At 51.0% G+C, this 16,247-nt stretch carries 11 protein-coding genes; 4 read left to right on the top strand and 7 right to left on the bottom strand.

From position 1 onward, the window contains the following. Nucleotides 1-58: 58 nt before the first annotated feature. Nucleotides 59-259, bottom strand: coding sequence for a hypothetical protein (locus tag ACZ5SR_RS02865; protein ID WP_464450070.1), 201 nt, complete (start codon nt 257-259; stop codon nt 59-61). Between the two features lie 321 nt (nt 260-580). On the opposite strand from ACZ5SR_RS02865, the gene ACZ5SR_RS02860 reads away from it, so the two are divergent. The 4 genes from ACZ5SR_RS02860 to ACZ5SR_RS02845 all read left to right on the top strand — a co-directional run bounded on the left by ACZ5SR_RS02860 (nt 581) and on the right by ACZ5SR_RS02845 (nt 4,224). Next, nucleotides 581-997, top strand: a complete 417-nt coding sequence (locus tag ACZ5SR_RS02860; protein WP_464450069.1) for a helix-turn-helix domain-containing protein — start codon at nt 581-583, stop codon at nt 995-997. Nucleotides 998-1,173: 176 nt separating this feature from the next. Next, on the top strand, nt 1,174-3,528 hold the full coding sequence (locus ACZ5SR_RS02855; RefSeq protein WP_464450068.1) for a VIT domain-containing protein: 2,355 nt from the start codon (nt 1,174-1,176) through the stop codon (nt 3,526-3,528). A 1-nt stretch (nt 3,529) separates the two neighbouring features. Next, nucleotides 3,530-3,910 (top strand): hypothetical protein, encoded by a 381-nt coding sequence (locus ACZ5SR_RS02850; RefSeq protein WP_464450067.1) that lies wholly within the window; start codon nt 3,530-3,532, stop codon nt 3,908-3,910. Beyond that, nucleotides 3,853-4,224: a hypothetical protein gene (locus ACZ5SR_RS02845; protein ID WP_464450066.1), complete on the top strand. Its 372-nt coding sequence runs from the start codon at nt 3,853-3,855 to the stop codon at nt 4,222-4,224. Before ACZ5SR_RS02850 ends, ACZ5SR_RS02845 begins: the two co-directional genes overlap by 58 nt. Here ACZ5SR_RS02845 and ACZ5SR_RS02840 read toward each other — a convergent pair whose 3' ends face one another. The 6 genes from ACZ5SR_RS02840 to ACZ5SR_RS02815 are packed head-to-tail and all read right to left on the bottom strand — an operon-like array spanning nt 4,225 to nt 16,211. After that, nucleotides 4,225-5,910 carry a hypothetical protein gene (locus tag ACZ5SR_RS02840; RefSeq protein ID WP_464450065.1) on the bottom strand — a complete coding sequence of 562 codons (1,686 nt, stop codon included), beginning with the start codon at nt 5,908-5,910 and terminating at the stop codon, nt 4,225-4,227. A 2-nt stretch (nt 5,911-5,912) separates the two neighbouring features. Next, nucleotides 5,913-6,806, bottom strand: coding sequence for a GIY-YIG nuclease family protein (locus tag ACZ5SR_RS02835; protein ID WP_464451139.1), 894 nt, complete (start codon nt 6,804-6,806; stop codon nt 5,913-5,915). Nucleotides 6,807-6,853: 47 nt separating this feature from the next. Beyond that, nucleotides 6,854-9,586 (bottom strand): phospholipase D-like domain-containing anti-phage protein, encoded by a 2,733-nt coding sequence (locus ACZ5SR_RS02830; protein WP_464450063.1) that lies wholly within the window; start codon nt 9,584-9,586, stop codon nt 6,854-6,856. 4 nt (nt 9,587-9,590) lie between these two features. Beyond that, nucleotides 9,591-12,434 carry an anti-phage-associated DUF1156 domain-containing protein gene (locus ACZ5SR_RS02825; RefSeq protein WP_464450062.1) on the bottom strand — a complete coding sequence of 948 codons (2,844 nt, stop codon included), beginning with the start codon at nt 12,432-12,434 and terminating at the stop codon, nt 9,591-9,593. A gap of 31 nt (nt 12,435-12,465) precedes the next feature. Beyond that, a complete protein-coding gene (locus tag ACZ5SR_RS02820; protein ID WP_464450061.1) occupies nt 12,466-13,083 on the bottom strand; it encodes an anti-phage-associated DUF3780 domain-containing protein in 618 nt (205 codons plus the stop codon). After that, the gene (locus ACZ5SR_RS02815; RefSeq protein ID WP_464450060.1) at nt 13,080-16,211 is read right to left on the bottom strand and encodes a DUF499 domain-containing protein; all 3,132 of its coding nucleotides are present in this window, start codon (nt 16,209-16,211) and stop codon (nt 13,080-13,082) included. Before ACZ5SR_RS02815 ends, ACZ5SR_RS02820 begins: the two co-directional genes overlap by 4 nt. Between the last annotated feature and the right edge of the window lie 36 nt (nt 16,212-16,247).

Below are 16,247 nucleotides of genomic sequence, written 5' to 3'. Positions count from 1 at the left end.
TTGTTTTAGATTAGTGTCATGAGCCCCCAGCAAGCTACTAGGCTGCTGGGGGCTTTTTTCATTTAAGCGCTTCACGCACCTTCACAGCGAGCCCCATCACCTTGGGGTCATTGCCAGATTTCGTGATCACCATTTCCAAAACAGACTCAATTGCTTTTTTCATGGCTGGGCTGTATGTCACGTCCTTCAGCTTGGCCACTCGTGCGCACTCGTCTTTTGCCAGCTTGATGAGCCCGTTGATCGTTGTTGTCGTAGTCATATTGTTCCTTTCGGTGTTGATTTCGTTTTTTCAGAAGACCACGTTTCCGGCTTGGTCGTCAACTTCTGATCTGCTCCGGATAGCCACACCTACGGTGTGAATTCCCGACTTTTTTGAGCGGGAATTGATCCCGTCCCGGACATCTCAAATTCTTCCGCTGGCCAGGCTCACGCCTTGAGCCCAGCCCTACCTACATTGACCTCTAATCAGTCTGCCCCTCTGGTTTGGGTGATGGTTCTGGGTAAAAGTGGCCTGATTTATTGCGACAGTTTATTGCGACACTTTTAACTGTTACAATAATTCAAAACGCCCCTTCTGAACATGAACACCAAGACCTTTACCGCTGACGAGTTGAGCCAGTTGACGGACATCCCGAAGAGGACGATCCGCTACTACATCCAACTCGGACTGGTGGACAGACCAATCGGCGAAACCAAGGCCGCTCATTACGTTGATACCCATCTGGACCAGCTCCTGCGGGTAAAGAAACTGACTGAAGCCAAGGTTCCGCTGGAGCGGATTCGGCAGGTGATGGATGGTGAAGCTGAAGCTCCCCCAACCAGCACTAGGAAGCCAGGCTCGATGGAGGTGAAGACGCACCTCTATGTGATGCCTGGGATTGAGATACAGATTTCTGCTGAGGAGGCAGGTATGAGTCCAGAACAAATTCGGATGCTGCTCAAGGAAGTTATGGCAGCAACACATCGAGTAATGAAGAAAGACAACGGCGAGAGCTGATTGGTGGGCCTACGTGATATGGGCAGTCAGGTGATGCCTTGTAGATGCGAAACCTGACTGTCGGTGGTACTTGTGGCCCTTAATGATTGAGCAAGTACCACCCCTTTCCAACCGCGAAACGAGGGACGCGGAATCTACATCTCCCCTCAACTAACAACACCAAGCTGGAGCGTCCTATGAAAACAAAGACAGGTCTCGAAAACGAATACGGCCAAAACGTTTCCCTCAAATCTGTTCATCTCGAGGGCAAACTTGAAGGCCTCCTGCTCACCATGCTCGTGAAGCAGCGGTACCTGAATGATTCAGATGAGACGATCGAAGCCAGCTACACCTTTCCGGCGGGATGGGGTGCAAACCTGATGGGCTTCAGTGTGGAGCTCAATGGCAAACGGATGCAGGCAGTAGCTCTTGCCAAGAAGAAGGCGGAAAAGAAGTACGAAGAGGCGATCGAAAGCGGTGACACCCCTGTCATGCTGGAGAAGTCTCCTCTTGGCCTGTACACAGCTAACCTGGGGAATATCAAGCCGGGCGAAGAAGCAGTGATCATCATCGAGTATGCCCAGCTACTCAGGTTTGAAAAAGGGCGGGTGCGCATTACTGTCCCCACCGTGATCGGAGAGCGGTATGGTGACGAGGTGTCTGATGGACATATTGCTCCGCACCAGACGGTGGACACGGACTTACTGGTCGAGTACCCATTCACTGCCACTCTCGACATCCTTGGTCAAATGGCACAAGGCAATATTGCCTGCCCGAGTCATCAAGTTGATGTGGAGCAAATTGAGGGAGGAACTCGCCTGCGACTTGCAAAGGGTGGCTTGCTTGATCGCGACTTCATTGTCACCGTAGAAGAGCTCAAGGGTGAGTCGTTCGTTTCAGCAAGTGAAGATGATGGGGCGTATGCAGTTGTTGCGAGCTTCTGCCCGAAGCTGCAAGAAAAAGAGCCGACGCCTCTGGGGCTCAAGATCCTTGTCGACTGCTCTGGTTCGATGCAGGGTGACAGCATTGAACAAGCGCAAGAAGCGATGCATGAGCTGATCCTCAGGCTCAATGAGCAAGACATGGTTTCCTACAGCAAGTTCGGCTCGAAGGTGATTCACACATCTAATCAACTCGAAAAATGCACACCGCGCTACATCAAGAACGTGCTGGCTAAAGCTGTTCACGACACAGCGGCAGACCTTGGCGGTACGGAGCTGAATCAGGCCCTGACATCGACGTTCAAAATCAGCTTCACTAAGGCCTACACAGAAGGCTGTGATCTTCTCCTGATTACCGATGGCGACGTTTGGGAAATCGAAGAAACCGTCAAGCAAGCCAAGATCAGCAACCATCGAATCTTTGCCATTGGGGTAGGTAGTGCGCCAGCCGAAAGCTTGCTGAAGGATCTGGCCGAGCAAACAGGTGGCGCATGCGAGTTGGTTACCCCCTCTGAGAGCATCTCGGAAGCGGTGCTGAGGATGACTCAGAGAATCCGATCTGCTCGGACGAGCTCGATTGCCATTCACTGGGAAGGCGAAGTCCTCTGGCAATCCAAGCTCCCCAAGCAGGTTTTCTCAGATGAGACGATCCATGTTCATGCGCGACTCAAGAACAAGCCCACAGCAACTCCGACTCTGCGCTGGACGGTTGAAAACGTCTTGAATGAAGAGTCCGCACCTTCAATCGACTGGAATTCAACAGGGGCGTTGCCTCGCATGGTGGCGGGAGCAGAAATCTCCAGCATCACTGATCCGAAGGCTGCCGAAGAACTTGCCCTGAAATATCAACTCGCCAGCAAGTACACCAACCTGCTTCTTGTCCATGTTCGCGAGGACGAAGAGAAGGCGGAAGGGCTTCCCAAGCTGCAAAAGATCAAGCAAATGAGTGCCGCTGGCTGGGGAGGTCTGGGCACTGTTGAACAGTCACGAGTGCTGTACTCAATCTCTGCATCTCGAATTCTTCGGACCGGAACAGATGCTGTTGCATTTTCAGCCAGTGCGGCTCCTGCTGTTTGGCGTGCCAGTCGAACCGCTGCAGCTTCACGGGTTAGTGATTTGTCGATTCAAGACATGGATGATTTTGAGGTTCCAGCATTCCTCCGAAAACAGGATGACTCTGCAAAATCGAAGGCTGTCTTTGAAGAGGACAGCTTCACCCCAGAGGAAATGCTTGAGAAGTTCAATGAGCTTTCACTCACAACCACTAAATTCAGCGACATCACTTGGGAGCTCATGGAGCGAGTATCCAAAGGATACGTCTGGAAGGTGTTGTGTGAGATGGCATCGTCCGAAGACGAGATGGATGCCTATTGGGCGTGTCTCTTGCGTTGGCTCTCAAACGAGGTCGCTGGAATCGTTTCGCTGACAAGACATTCACAGCGACTGCTTAACGCTCAGATTGCCAACATTGAAGCCTCGTTGGTTCAAGAGGTTGAAGAACAACTTACCCAAGCGTTCCCAACCATCTCCAAGTCCTCCTGGGGGCAAACCCCTGCGACAGAGAAGCGCTCGTTGCTGTCCCGCTTCAAAAAGTTGATGTCCGGCGGTTGATATGCAAACGAAGAGCAGCACCCTTTGCCCTCACTTCCAGTCTGTACCGGAGGAGATCAAATGGCACCAGGCCGATGCGAATCTGGGCTTCACCAGTGCGCAGCATCGTCTTGGGGTGCTCTATCTTGAATCTGCGAGCGGCTCAGATGATTTGTATCAAGCCTACAAGTGGCTATTCATCTCAGTAGCCCTGGGCAACGAAACAGCCCGGGATGATCTCATTGAGGTCAACAGACGACTTGATTACGAGCAAATTGGAGAAGCCTACCAATTGGCCGAAGATTGGTTTGAAGAGAAATTTGACGATGATTTAGACCGAGATGAATGCAACTGGTCGCCAGAGTTGATGAAGTGGCGCTTTGCTCTTCCATTGGTCCATTGAAAGGAATAGCTGTGTCCTCACAACCAACTGAAATCATGTGCGACAAGGAGACCATGAAGGCTCGGATGTCAGAAATCATTGAAAAATTAACCCCTGATCAATGTGAGCATTTCGCCTATGCGTTAGAACAGGTGGCGAGTTGCTATCTGAGCGCATCCAGCCATGGGGCACTACTCATTTCCAACGAAAAGGATGAATCTCAGTCATTGGTCGCCATCAATGCAAGTGAGATGCAGATCTCTGAGATGGTTGGATTCATGGCTGAAGCCATACAAGGACGACACTCATCTCCTGGCGGGATGTACGTCAATTAATCAGGTTGGCCACCGGAATCGATGGATCGGCTTGTAGTAAGTCCGCTTGAGCCAATCTAGATCACTCTCCCATCGAGCGACTGCCTCCATGTGACGTTTAAAGCGCTTGGTCATCAAATGCAGGTGCCAAGCAATACGTCGAAGACGCTTACGGGAATTTGCTTCTCCCCAGTCCTCCATGTATTCATCCGAAATGCACCAGGGCAAACTCTCTTCGGCGTATGTTTCTTCAAGCAAGTCATGTCGTCGTGATGGGGTCAGGGCAACTTGCTGCGCCACGGAGTACCCCATCTTGTACAACGGCGACGAGGCATCTTCACCGTCGAAACCTTCTCCTATAGTGGCGGGAGGGCCGTCTTCAAAAGTGGTTTCAGGCCATGGGAATTCTTGATTAAACAGGTACTCAAATACTGGGTGCCCGTCTACAAACTTCAGCAAGGATTCAGGATCTGCGATCTCAAGTGGATCTGCCTGCATTGCCAACAGCATCACAAATAACTCTTGTGGGTAGACCCGCAACGATTCACCATCTCGTTCTTCGATCTGAGCGTCGATTACAGACTCTGACCAGTTCTCTCGTCCAACAATCACGACCTCAATGTCAGCATCACAGCCGTTTTGCCAAACCTCGAACCCGATCTCCTGAAGCAACTCCGTGAAGTTATCGATAGGCCAAGGCCCATCACCAACCAGAAGAACCTGCTTCGGCACTACACGCTCGTAGGGATCCTCGAATTGGCTGACTAGCCATTGGACTGTTTCAAATGATCGGATGATGACTTCACCGTCTGGCGTCGAAGCCAGCTTGTTGAGAGCATCTTTCAGATCACGGCTGATTTTTTTTGCATTTGCCTCAGCTAAAGATTGACTCTGTAAGGCTTGATTTTTCTCAGCCGTCAGATTGCGAATGCGCGTCTTTCCCGCTTCATAGAGCCTGGTCACCTTCGTGTGTTCTTCTTCTAGGGATCGCAGCGCTTTTTCGATTCCTCTGAAGTGCCCCACACGCGCCTGTAGATCACTCAATTCGTTTGACAATTTTTCTAAACGAGCTCGCTCAACGGAAAGTTTCTTTTCGGATCTTTCAGAGTCGATGATCCGCAGTCGAATTTCTACCTCTGATTCTGCTAACTCACGCTGTGCGGCGGACAACTTTTCTGTTGCTTCATCAAGCTCCTCAAGACGAATTAAATCGGCCTCAAAGGCTGCTCTATCCTCCTCAAGTTGAAGCCGAGCCTTTTGAAGTAGGGCCATTGACTCATCGGCTTCGCGGATGATCGCATCTGCCTGAATAGCTTTTTCTCTCCAACGCAGGATCAGATCTTTGTCGGGTAACTCTGCAAGCTCGCGCTTCAGCCGCAAGTTATCTTCTGCCAATAAGCCATTGGAATTCTCTGCGGCTTGCAAGCGTGCAAGGACATCTCTGTGTTGTTCCTGCAGTTGACTCAGCACAACATTTGGATTGGCCTTGACAGAGTTGAGCTCTGCGACCAGTTGAGTGTTTGCTGTTCGAAGCCCCTCAATTTCCAGAATTAGGGCTTCATATGAATTTGTGGAGGATTGAGGACTATGTGTCTTAGAAGAAACTGCTGGCAGAGTTTGCTGGTGCGTAGCTTGAACAGGCGAGTTTGTCTGAAGTCCTCCGGACCTAGCCAGCCTAGCCAACTGCTCTTGCAGACTTTCTTTCATAACTATCCCTCTTGAGCCCCTTCCCAATCAGCAAATGACAATTTGTTGAGCATCTTCCACGCATTGCGTCCGTTAACACTAGTTCCACTCACAATAGCTGCAGCTGAAGAAACGGAACGAAAAACGTAGTCAGAGTTCAAAACCAGATGCCCTTCAATTTCACTGAGCAGGCCTTTTTCAATTAACTGGGCACGCAAGGCAACAATGCCCTCTGGAGCAGTAGCCGCTGTAACAAGACGAAGCTTAGAACCTTTCTTGAGCACAAATTCACGACCATCTGTGATGGACATCTCTGCTTCGTAGCCTTTTCCTGAGTAATAAAAAACGGGACTTCCATCTATCGATGTCTTTTCGTCCCTTGTCACAACGCTGCTGCCCGTGACAACTTTGAATAAATCACATCCTAAGGAGCCGACCAACGTCTTTGTTTGATCGATAAATTCTTCCATGGCCTCCCTGTCAGGCAGGGGTAGCTTCCCAAATTCGCTAGCTCGTTGCGTGTTATCCAGAGTCCACCTGGGATTCAAAGAAGCATCAGAAATTAGCCTTGCTTCTACATATCTCGCATGTGAAGCCGTGAGGTTTTCGTCCTTACTAACCAAGGCGATTGTGTCTGTCCAGTAGTTCTTATCTTCTTTCCCAGCGTGGAATCTGAGCCTGTCAGCGACACACTCAGACTGTCCCACATAGGCAATCAATTTTTCAATATTCGTCTCGTCATAGCCGAGCAATATGTAAACACCAGGGCGTGACAGTTCTTGAAAGCGTTCACGAACTTGACTAAGTTGCAACTTTCTAAATGCAAGTGCTTGGATTGTGGACATCGAAACTTGGGCTACGCGTATTCCACCGGGATCGCCTTCAGCAAGAAAAATATTAATGGAGCGTGGCCTCATTCATTGCCCCATTACAGATTCAATCTGCCTGACGAAATTGATCGCAGTTATTTCCATGGCGCCTCCATAATTTCTTGAATATCTCGCCTGGAGAGAACCCGTGTGCATTCTTCCCATTTGTTCTGATCGCTGCTAACGGTTGCACCCCAAGTTTCTTCGAAGATATTTGAGATCTGGCCACGCAAATGAAGGTGGGTCTGAGCTAGATCTTCGAACTCTTGGATGTCCTCTATCCAGTCGTCGTCGATACAATCTGGAAGACCACCGAAGATGTCGAAGCGATCTTTCATACGCGCCGAGATAGTGTTGTAGACGTCCTCATCACGCGTTGCGTGATACGTCAAGTTGAGCATGTCAACCGTATCCCTTGCTTGCCCAAATCGCTTAATGCGCCCTAATCGCTGTTCAAGGCGAGATGGATTCCAGGGCAAGTCAATATTGACCAATGTTCCAAGCGTTTGAAGATTCAATCCCTCGCAAGCGGCATCTGTCGCTACAACCAACTGTACTTCCCGCGTCTTGACCAACTTCTTGATTCGATCGCGTTCGACACTAATAAATTCACCATCCCTGAAGAGACCACTCTTACCTGCACCCGCGTAGACGGCAACGACCTTATCTGGGAAGTCTTTTGCAAGTTCAGTGGCCACCCAATGTGCAGTGTCGTAGTACTGCGAAAAAATAATGCACCCTAACTCGCTCCAAGTCTGTCCACTGCTGCGATGCTGGCTTAGAAACCATCGCACTGCATTGAGTTTCGGATCGACGGCTTCTGCTCGGGTAAGTTCATCTCGGATCGCTTCTAGGTAGCCAACTTCTTCCTCGGTTAGAGTTTGCAATGCACCAAGTTCCGCCATTTCCATTTGCGGATTGTCATCGCTGGTGTCAACACGCCGTTCCAACATGCGCTCGACGGTTAGGCGTCCAGACTGAAAGGAAGAGCAAATCCGTTGCAAGAAGACTGAGCGTAGTAATTTCGCTCCCTTTGTACGCTTGCTGAGAACATCAATGAATGCCTCTGCTGCCTCATAAGCCAACTCAAATGGGCGATTTGTCATCAGACCTCGTCCAACGAACGTCACGCCAGGATATGTGCCCGGCGATGCATCAGGATCTGGATGAACGTCAACCGCAATTTTCTCCAGCAAACCAGCGTCCTCAAGTGTCTTGCGACGCCGAAGTACAACATGCCGAACGAAAGGATTGTTGCGTTGAAAAAAGTTCGTCTTGACAACAGATTGCAGGTCTGAACGGGCAAAAGGCGACAAAGCTGTGGGAGCGTCAGATACGTGAAATTGAGTATCTGCCAGGTTTAAGTCGGTTCGAACCGAAAGCACCAATTGACGGCATACGTCGTCCATCATCGGTGTCATCTTTGCGGGTAAGGGGGAGCGCAATAGATCCCATGCAACAGCTTCGTCCGGAACAAACTCCTGCCCAGTGATAAATGGATGTGTTCGCTGCCAGAATCTCCAAATCGAAGCGTGATCTCGTCCCATCACGAAGTCTGCGCTCTGATTCAAGATCATTAGCAGATCCCACAGTTCACGCACCGAAGTTTGGATGGGGGTTGCTGTACCAAGCAAAACATGGCGAGCGTTGCTAGCCATCTCTTGCATGAAGGCTAGCAAATTATTTGGCTCTGGTTCATCGACTCCAAGTTGACCGCGTCGTCGCGCCTTGTGTGCCTCATCAAGAATGAGTGTCCCCACACGGACTCGTTTCAGTATGCTGGCCTCAGTGGATTGGTGCACGATAAGCCCGGTCGAAACAATTGCGACCTGAAATGGACATCGAGCAATGTCCTCAGGTCCACGGGTCATGATCGTTCGGCCTTCAGAGTCTATCCAGCACTTTTGATTACTGACCCAAACACCGCTTGGAATACCCAATCGATCCTTCAGTTCTGCTTGCCACTGCAGCGTCAGCGTGGCTGGGCAAAGAATGAGTACAGGGCCATCCCCCAATAATGAGCTGACCAATGCAGCTGTGGCCATAGATAGCGTTTTACCTAGCCCCACTTCATCGGCAATAAGAAGACGAGCCTTGCCGTAGATCTCACGGTGCTGCAAGAAGGTAGCAACAAATGATCGTTGCCAAGGTTGAAGTTGCTCCCCGCCTCTGTAGATAGGAGACTCCGCCATCGTCGCAGCCGGGATATCCTTTGGCGGCAAGTCGCCGAATGTAACTTCCACACGCTCCGCGATCCGCTTGACCTCGGTGAGGATGGCATCGGGCAGATCGTGACCTTCCGCCCATAAAGCTTCGAACTCCTCATCTACCCATCTGCAGCCCTCTTCAGAGGGGTCTTCCCAGAGAATTTCGTAATTTTCAGCGAATGCTGCTCTACTCTCATTGATACTTCCTAAGAAGCTTGTACGCTGCCCATCCGCCATCGTGATGACGCCAGCCTTGCCATGCAGGAAGACCCTGTTCTTTGGGACGACCTTAATTTGTACGCGTCCACTACTCAGAAGCTTGTAGAGTCGGCGGTATCGCTCCCGGTGAAAAAACGCTTCGGTATCAATTGGCTCTTGATTCCAGCGCTCCTTCAGCGCGACTTCGCGAGCCGCCTTGGACACCATCACATCGTGTGGATCCAGTTCGCTATTGCAGACGATTCGCACATCTTCAATATCTTCGATCTGCTCGCCAACTAACTCCAAGATGGATGATCGAAAATAGCCCGCGATGCGTTTGTAGGATCGCGCACCCTTTAGGCGATTTGCAAGGAACACATGATCCAGGCGTTGCCGTAGCGATGAAAACCTCTGAATCAAGACGTTACACCCGTTCGCGTCTGACGAGATCGCGCAATACCATGGCGTTCGAACTTTCGTCGGGTCGAGCCTTGGCGGTTTTCTTATTCACATAATCAGCCAGTGCGATGATTCGATCGCGTTCACGGAAGTAATCCGGAATCAAATCTCGCAATTGGTGAAGGATGTCTTCAGGCTTGACCTTGTTCTCCTGAAGTAAGTGAATGGCGTAGAGCACACTTCGCAATACAGTCGGTCCAAACTCTTCGCCAGCAGTCATGCCACGCTTTCCGAGCTGCGCGGCGGACTTGAGATTTGCGTGGTTGGCTCTTACCTCGTCCATCACAGCACCGTAGTCCTGTACTTTGAAGGCCTTGGCAAAGTTCTGGTAATTTGACAGGACGTGAATTCCCTTGGATTCCATGTCCAACATCTTTAGGTAGAAACGCTCAATGCCAGTGCTTTTCTCCCATACAGCACGATCTACACCCTCCGGCACCAAGTACTCGTTTGCAATGTTGACCGCAAACGCGATCAACTCGTCGACCATCGTTGTTTGACCTTTGACTCGAGGACGCATGGCCTCTTGAGTCATGGAAACACCATCAATCTGGCTGTATCGCGTTAGGACACGAAGGGCCGCCGCATAGCCCGCCATCTGTAGATCAGCGTCTTCAAACAAGTTCTCGTCTCTGTATAGCTCCTTTACGTCTTTATTAAGGCCAGTTAGTAAATCAACTTGCGTCTTCACCTCTTCGGCCAGTTCATACGCTAGCTCGTCACGCGCCGCATCGACGTCTTCAAGCCGCTTACGCAACACAAGCAAGATCGTCCCCTTGACATACTGACCGTCTCGCAAAGCACTGTCTGTTTCAGTGACCACATACCATGCTGCTGTAACTCGGAGACCGCTAGCCCAAACAATGTTGGCCATATCAGCCCAGATTGCGCCGGACTGGTGTGTGAACATCACAATTTGCATACCGTTGTCAGGCATGTGATCGGTCATTCGCTTGTATACCGCAACCATGCCCAACTTAAAGTCGTGATCTTCGCCTTTAACTGCCAGAGCTCTCCTAGAGTCCCAAACCCAGTCTTGAAACTCTGGGAATGAATTTTTTCTTACCCAAGCAATAAAGAAATCAAGAAGTTCCTCGTACTTCACTGCATCCCCATAGGGAGGGTCAGTTATGAATAACTCTGCTTCAGATGAAAAATCGTTAGCAGGGCCATTGATTATTTGATGTTGACCAACCACGGGGGCATGTGAACCCAGCGATGAAATAAATGGAGCTAGATAAACAAGGCCGCGACTTCCGTAGTCGTAAAGCGGGTTGAGGGCCTGATTCATGAATACTTTTTGAACGCTCCCTCCACCTCCGTCGGAACGATGCCAAACGCTTAGCCGGGAATTCACATCCAGGCCTCGCATCGTCATACTTAAACTTTCCGGTGTTTTGCAACAGGAAAATAGAGTCGCATTCAATAGCAATTGGCGAGGGTTGAATGCGTGATGCCAATGTGTCCAACCACGCTCAACGATTAGGCTTCGTCCCTGGTAACGAGGTGGTGCACCTGGTTCAATACGAAGATCCGGTAGATATCCAAGGTTCTGCCACGTAGTCAGATTTTTTTGTACGTGCGCAAGTATCTTCTCTTCTCTCTTGAGGTCATCCTTTGTTACCTCTCTGAACTCGCTTTTTGGCCGACTTGCGTCAGTGTCTTCAATCCACTGAACAGCGTAAAGTCGCTCGCCAAGTATGTCTTCGGACTTGAAAACAAGATCTGAGTTTTCCCATTGCCTTAATCGATTCCTAGGTACATCTGCTCCTTCTACTTTTGCGACATAGTCTCCTCGAATACTAGAAATGGAATTCCTATGCTGAATTCCATCAACGGTATGAGTTAGAAATGCTTCGCCATAACGGCTGTTTCGCGTGATGGTTCCAACCTCAGCATTTTTAAGTTGAGCATCAGTTGCGTTCTGGTCAAGTACTATGTGGTAGCGCTTTTGAGTCGCATCAGGGATTAGTCTGGCCACAACTCGATATCCAACACTAACCACTAAAGATTGAAGAACTGGGACCCTCCAACCAGACGTTGGACACAAGACTTCCAAGCAATATAGATATACCTTTCCGCGCCAACCTTTACCATCGGTCTCTACGCCAAGTGCGTCTATTTTTTCCTTTGCCTCGGCAATTGTTCTTGCCTGTTCATTGGATATCTCTTGGCGTCGAGCTTCCGAAGAACCTGCGATTCTGAAAGCACTCCAGGTAAGAAGACATGCAATTGGATTCAGGTCAGATGCATAGGCATCGCATCCCAATCGAGAGGCTTCAAAAGGAATCTGACCAGAACCTGAGAATGTGTCTGCTACCCGAGGTCGGTGACCATATCTCATGATCCCAAGTTGCTCCACCAACTGGGCGTAGTTTCTGGCATTTGTTCCAAGATGCGCGTTCACCTTTTCCCAAATATGCGTGTGAACGCTGTCGATTATTTCTTCGGCTCGCTTGGCTTTGCTTGCGTGAGTTTTGTATGGCAATCGAGGCAAAGACTCATCGTCGCGCAGCTGCAGTCTCTTGCGCATGGACTCATCGTCCATACTCATCAGCATTTCAAAGACTTCGAGATCTCTCTTAGTGTTGCCGGTCGCTGGTAAGAGCGCGCCCAGAATGCAAGCTCGATTCAGAACAAGGGGCTTCCGTCCTTTCCAGTAGGAGCCCAAAGAGGTTAGCGTTTGGCCAGATCCCGCCATGCGCTCTTTGTAGACATCAATCGAAAGACGCTGAACCGGAAGCACTTTCTCAATCAGTGCCGGTGCGTCTTTCAGACTTAGCGGAACAATCTCATTTATTTTTGTCATCTGGTTGGGCTCTCAAAACTGCATCTCAGTTTCAACCGAATAGGCTGATCGTCTTCGGGTCATCCATCAGCGCCCGCTTCGCTCTTCGAGGTTCAACGGCATCGATATCAGACAAGGCATAAAACAAAGCTCTGCGCCATCCACGCTTGCCGTCTTCCGCAAGGCCGCCCTGTGCTGCAGTCATGGCATACAACCACCACCGCTCCTCTGGGCGAAGGGCTGTCCACTTAATGCAAATAGCATCTAGTTGCTCCTCTCCTGCATGCTCCGCAGCCCACATGAGCACACAGAGTTCCTTTCCGAGCATACGATCCAGCGGGTTGTCCTGCGGCTTCCAGGAACTCGGAGGAACTTTTCTCGCCCGCAATCGCGCATTAAAGTCCTTGCGCGCGGCGTCAGCCAGCTTTCCCCACTTCCCTCGGGGTAGAACGGCACGGACTTCATATTCCGGCGTGCCTTCTAGGCCAGCAAGATACCCGTAATCTTCTGTGAGAACGACCTCGCCAGCACGCCCAGCTGGGATATTCGCTTTGAATACATGAGCACCAAACTCAGCACTGGCACCAAACCCAATGAATTTGGCGGATTCGTCATCCTTGAGGGCAGTTGTTTTTTGAAGTAGACCTTCTGTCACCAATGGGTGCGTCATTCAACCTCCTTCCAGTCACCGGCATAGCTTAGATCGAGCGCGCCAGCGAAGTCGATCAGATCTTGCCCTGTAGGGAAACTAGCTCGAAATTGCATTGTTACCGGCGTTGAGGGTGAGAAGCCCTCTGCCAGCATGGTCAATGCTTGCTGCACGCGCTCGCCTTTCGCGGACTGACCTTGCAGGCCAAATTGCCCGAAGGCAGCCCCCTCTTGGATGCGCAGTACGACATCGGTAAATTCAATGTTGCGTTCTGAAGCCTTGGCCAGCGCTGCGAACACCTTTTCGCGGGAGGTCACCTGGGCATTGCGCTGGGTAGGAAACACAACAGGCTTGTTCAGCGGAGGTTCCGGCTCAGTTCCGCCGCCCGCGCCACCGCCTGCTTCACTCCCGCTACCGGAGGCCTGTGGTATGCGAAAGTCAACTTTGGTCTCTAGCCCGCTGGCCTCGGCGAACACCAGTAGCATGGACGCTTCTGCGCCAACAGTAAAAGGTGCCGTGTAATCAATGCCATTGCGTGGCTCCGCACCATTGAGGGTATAGCGGAGCACATCAGCACGTGGAAGCGCCTTCAACGTAACGACCCTCTTACCCTTTGCTGCGGGAGCGATTTCCCACTGGACCATCAGCTTGTTCGGCCAGACGTAGGGAGTGCCCGTTTGCGTCCGACCAGAGTGGTCGACAGCTAGGAAGGCCACGCGCAGTGCCTTCGTTGTCAGTTTGTCGTCGTTGAGCTTTGGACTGGCTTCAGTTACCTCGCCGTCCTCGGAGTAATGTACGCTGGTGGTGTCAGGGCTAGCGTTGATGATGCCAATCTGCAGAACTGTCGACCCGTCGTCTTGCATCTTGCCAACCGGCGTAACCTGCACCCCAGCCTGCTTGGGTTTAGGCTTCTTGGTGATGTAGCCATTACCCAGGTCTTCCCACAGCCCTTCGTTGATCGCGCGTGTCTTGATCTTCTCAAGGTCACCCGACGGCAAGAAGTACATCGAACAGTCGGTCTGAGCTTTATCTTTGATGTCAGCCCAAGCCATGTCGTCCTGCGCTCCAAATAGGCGTTCGACACGAGACTTTACGCCAGAGAATTTTGTTGGATCCTGCCAGTCAAGATAAAGCTTGATCGGATCCTTGATAAGGGTGGCCTCAATGCGCGCTTCGCCATCGTTTGTGTCACCGCTCTGCTCCAAATTTCGGGGCTGCAACTTCGCAGGGGTATTCTGCGTTTGAAACGGGAAGAGGAGCTTATCGAACAGAGTCTTCACGACACCCGTGAATGTGAGTTCGAACTGCTTCTTCAGGTCTTCAAACTCTTCCCACTGCGGGCCACCGCGTTCGACACGGCGCTGGGCTTCGGCCTGGCCAGCTGCATAGACCATCTTCGCCGCATCCCACAGTTTGTCCATTTCGAATGAACGCTCGCCGCAGAGTATCAGCAGATTGTTTTTACGAGTCAGACCTTCGAAGAGCTTTACAACTTCTTCGGGAGGCAGCGATGAGTCCGGAGGAACTATGGCAAGTACACGACCAGCCTGCACGTCGGCCTGGATTTCGTCGATCAACGGCAGCGCGAGTACTTTGCTGTATGCGGATTTGCGTTTGGGTTCAAACATCTGCTTGAGACGTGTTGCAACCAGTTCCTTGACTTTTGGCTCTGGTGCGCGCTCGGCCAATCCGACTAACATCTTTGTCAGATTTTCGATTTTGTCGAAGTAGATTCGGCCCTCTGTTGTCTTGTGCAGATACCAAGCGGACTTCTGTAGCGACTCAATGGCGGCTTCGAAGAAGCTCAAGTCTGCAAGAGGAGATGCCAAGCATTCAAGCGCTTCCGACCGCGTCAATCCTTTTACCGGATTCACAGCAGTCGACATGCTGGATATAAGCAACAAGTTAGCTGCCTGGGTGGCGCAATCGCTGCCTGCGTTTGCATCAATGATTTGAGCGTGAGCACCACCTTCCTTCGAGTAAATGTCTCGAGCGACTGCGTCCTCCAAGCGAGAGATGGAGATTACCTTTTCTCGAACTTCATCGATACTGAGGTCGAAGTGCTGAGGTCCAATTAGCAGGACATCGTCGGCCTGCCGTGACCACACTGAATTCAGCAATCGCGAGGCTAGTTCCATGAGGCCTCGCGTTTGCTGAAATTCTTTGTTCTCCTTGAACAGGGCGAACAAGTTCTTCATCTGTGGATGAAATGGGTAAGTCTGCTCGACTTCCATCGCCAACTGCTCTGGCGTCTTCTGTTGATCGATTGTGCGTGATTTTTGCGCCTGTTCGATGCACTTCGAGTACATCTGCGCCAAGTGGCTGATCTTGTTGGCATCGGGTAGGCTGGCGAAGAGCCGTTTCTTCAAGATCGCGTAGGTTTCGTCTCCGGCCAAATCTACTGGTGTGATGTTGAACTCGACCCTACTCAGTTCCTTACGTGCGTTTTCCAGTGCAGAGTTGATGATCTGCGTACCCTCCGAATGGGACGCTTCAAGATCGGATACCACTACGCAGATATTCTTGCGGGCCATAGCCGCAGTGAGCATGTTTGCGAACGCGCGTCCAGCAACGTCAGCTACCGTACCCCCGCCAATTGGCTGAGTTTTGTAGTACGCGAAGTACGTCGGCATCTCGTCCAGAAGGATTAGCGCGGGCGCCTCGATCTTGTTGAAGAGATCTGTCCAGTGGTTCTCGCCCGGTGCCTTCACGCCTGGCTCAAAAAACCCCTCGTATCCAAGCTGGAAAGCGATGCGCCCCCAGAAATAGTCATCGGGTTGTTCCCGCCCGTTGAAAAACGTGACCTTTGCAGCACCGAACTTGTAGCGGCTGGCAGCCTCACTGAAAAACTCCGATCGTAGAGGTTCATGCCGTGCCAGGAATGCCATAGTCTTGATCAGATGCGTCTTACCGCCACCCATGGCTTGTTTCAGGCGAAAGACTGGTTTACCACCAAGTCCGCCAGAGAGTCGTTTAAAACCCTCCTGAACTAACTCGATCATGCCCTTAGTCAGGTAAGAATGCTTAAGGAACAGGCGGCCGTCATCGATGCTCTGAGTATCCTCATCAACACGTTCGATGCCGTCACTGATGCGGATGCTAAGTGCGCCTTCATTGAGTGTGCAGGCTTGTTTAACTGTCAAGAGCATTCAATTACCCCGTTCAAATATTTAACTTGAAATTCT

This window comes from Limnohabitans sp. TEGF002, assembly GCF_055395845.1.
This window is presented reverse-complemented; position numbering and strand designations above follow the sequence as displayed.

Excerpts from the sequence above, each read along its gene's own strand:
- ACZ5SR_RS02865 (WP_464450070.1), bottom strand. The coding sequence starts at position 259 with ATGACTACGACAACAACGATCAACGGGCTCATCAAGCTGGCAAAAGAC.
- ACZ5SR_RS02860 (WP_464450069.1), top strand. The coding sequence starts at position 581 with ATGAACACCAAGACCTTTACCGCTGACGAGTTGAGCCAGTTGACGGAC.
- ACZ5SR_RS02855 (WP_464450068.1), top strand. The coding sequence starts at position 1,174 with ATGAAAACAAAGACAGGTCTCGAAAACGAATACGGCCAAAACGTTTCC.
- ACZ5SR_RS02850 (WP_464450067.1), top strand. The coding sequence starts at position 3,530 with ATGCAAACGAAGAGCAGCACCCTTTGCCCTCACTTCCAGTCTGTACCG.
- ACZ5SR_RS02845 (WP_464450066.1), top strand. The coding sequence starts at position 3,853 with ATGCAACTGGTCGCCAGAGTTGATGAAGTGGCGCTTTGCTCTTCCATT.
- ACZ5SR_RS02840 (WP_464450065.1), bottom strand. The coding sequence starts at position 5,910 with ATGAAAGAAAGTCTGCAAGAGCAGTTGGCTAGGCTGGCTAGGTCCGGA.
- ACZ5SR_RS02835 (WP_464451139.1), bottom strand. The coding sequence starts at position 6,806 with ATGAGGCCACGCTCCATTAATATTTTTCTTGCTGAAGGCGATCCCGGT.
- ACZ5SR_RS02825 (WP_464450062.1), bottom strand. The coding sequence starts at position 12,434 with ATGACAAAAATAAATGAGATTGTTCCGCTAAGTCTGAAAGACGCACCG.
- ACZ5SR_RS02820 (WP_464450061.1), bottom strand. The coding sequence starts at position 13,083 with ATGACGCACCCATTGGTGACAGAAGGTCTACTTCAAAAAACAACTGCC.
- ACZ5SR_RS02815 (WP_464450060.1), bottom strand. The coding sequence starts at position 16,211 with ATGCTCTTGACAGTTAAACAAGCCTGCACACTCAATGAAGGCGCACTT.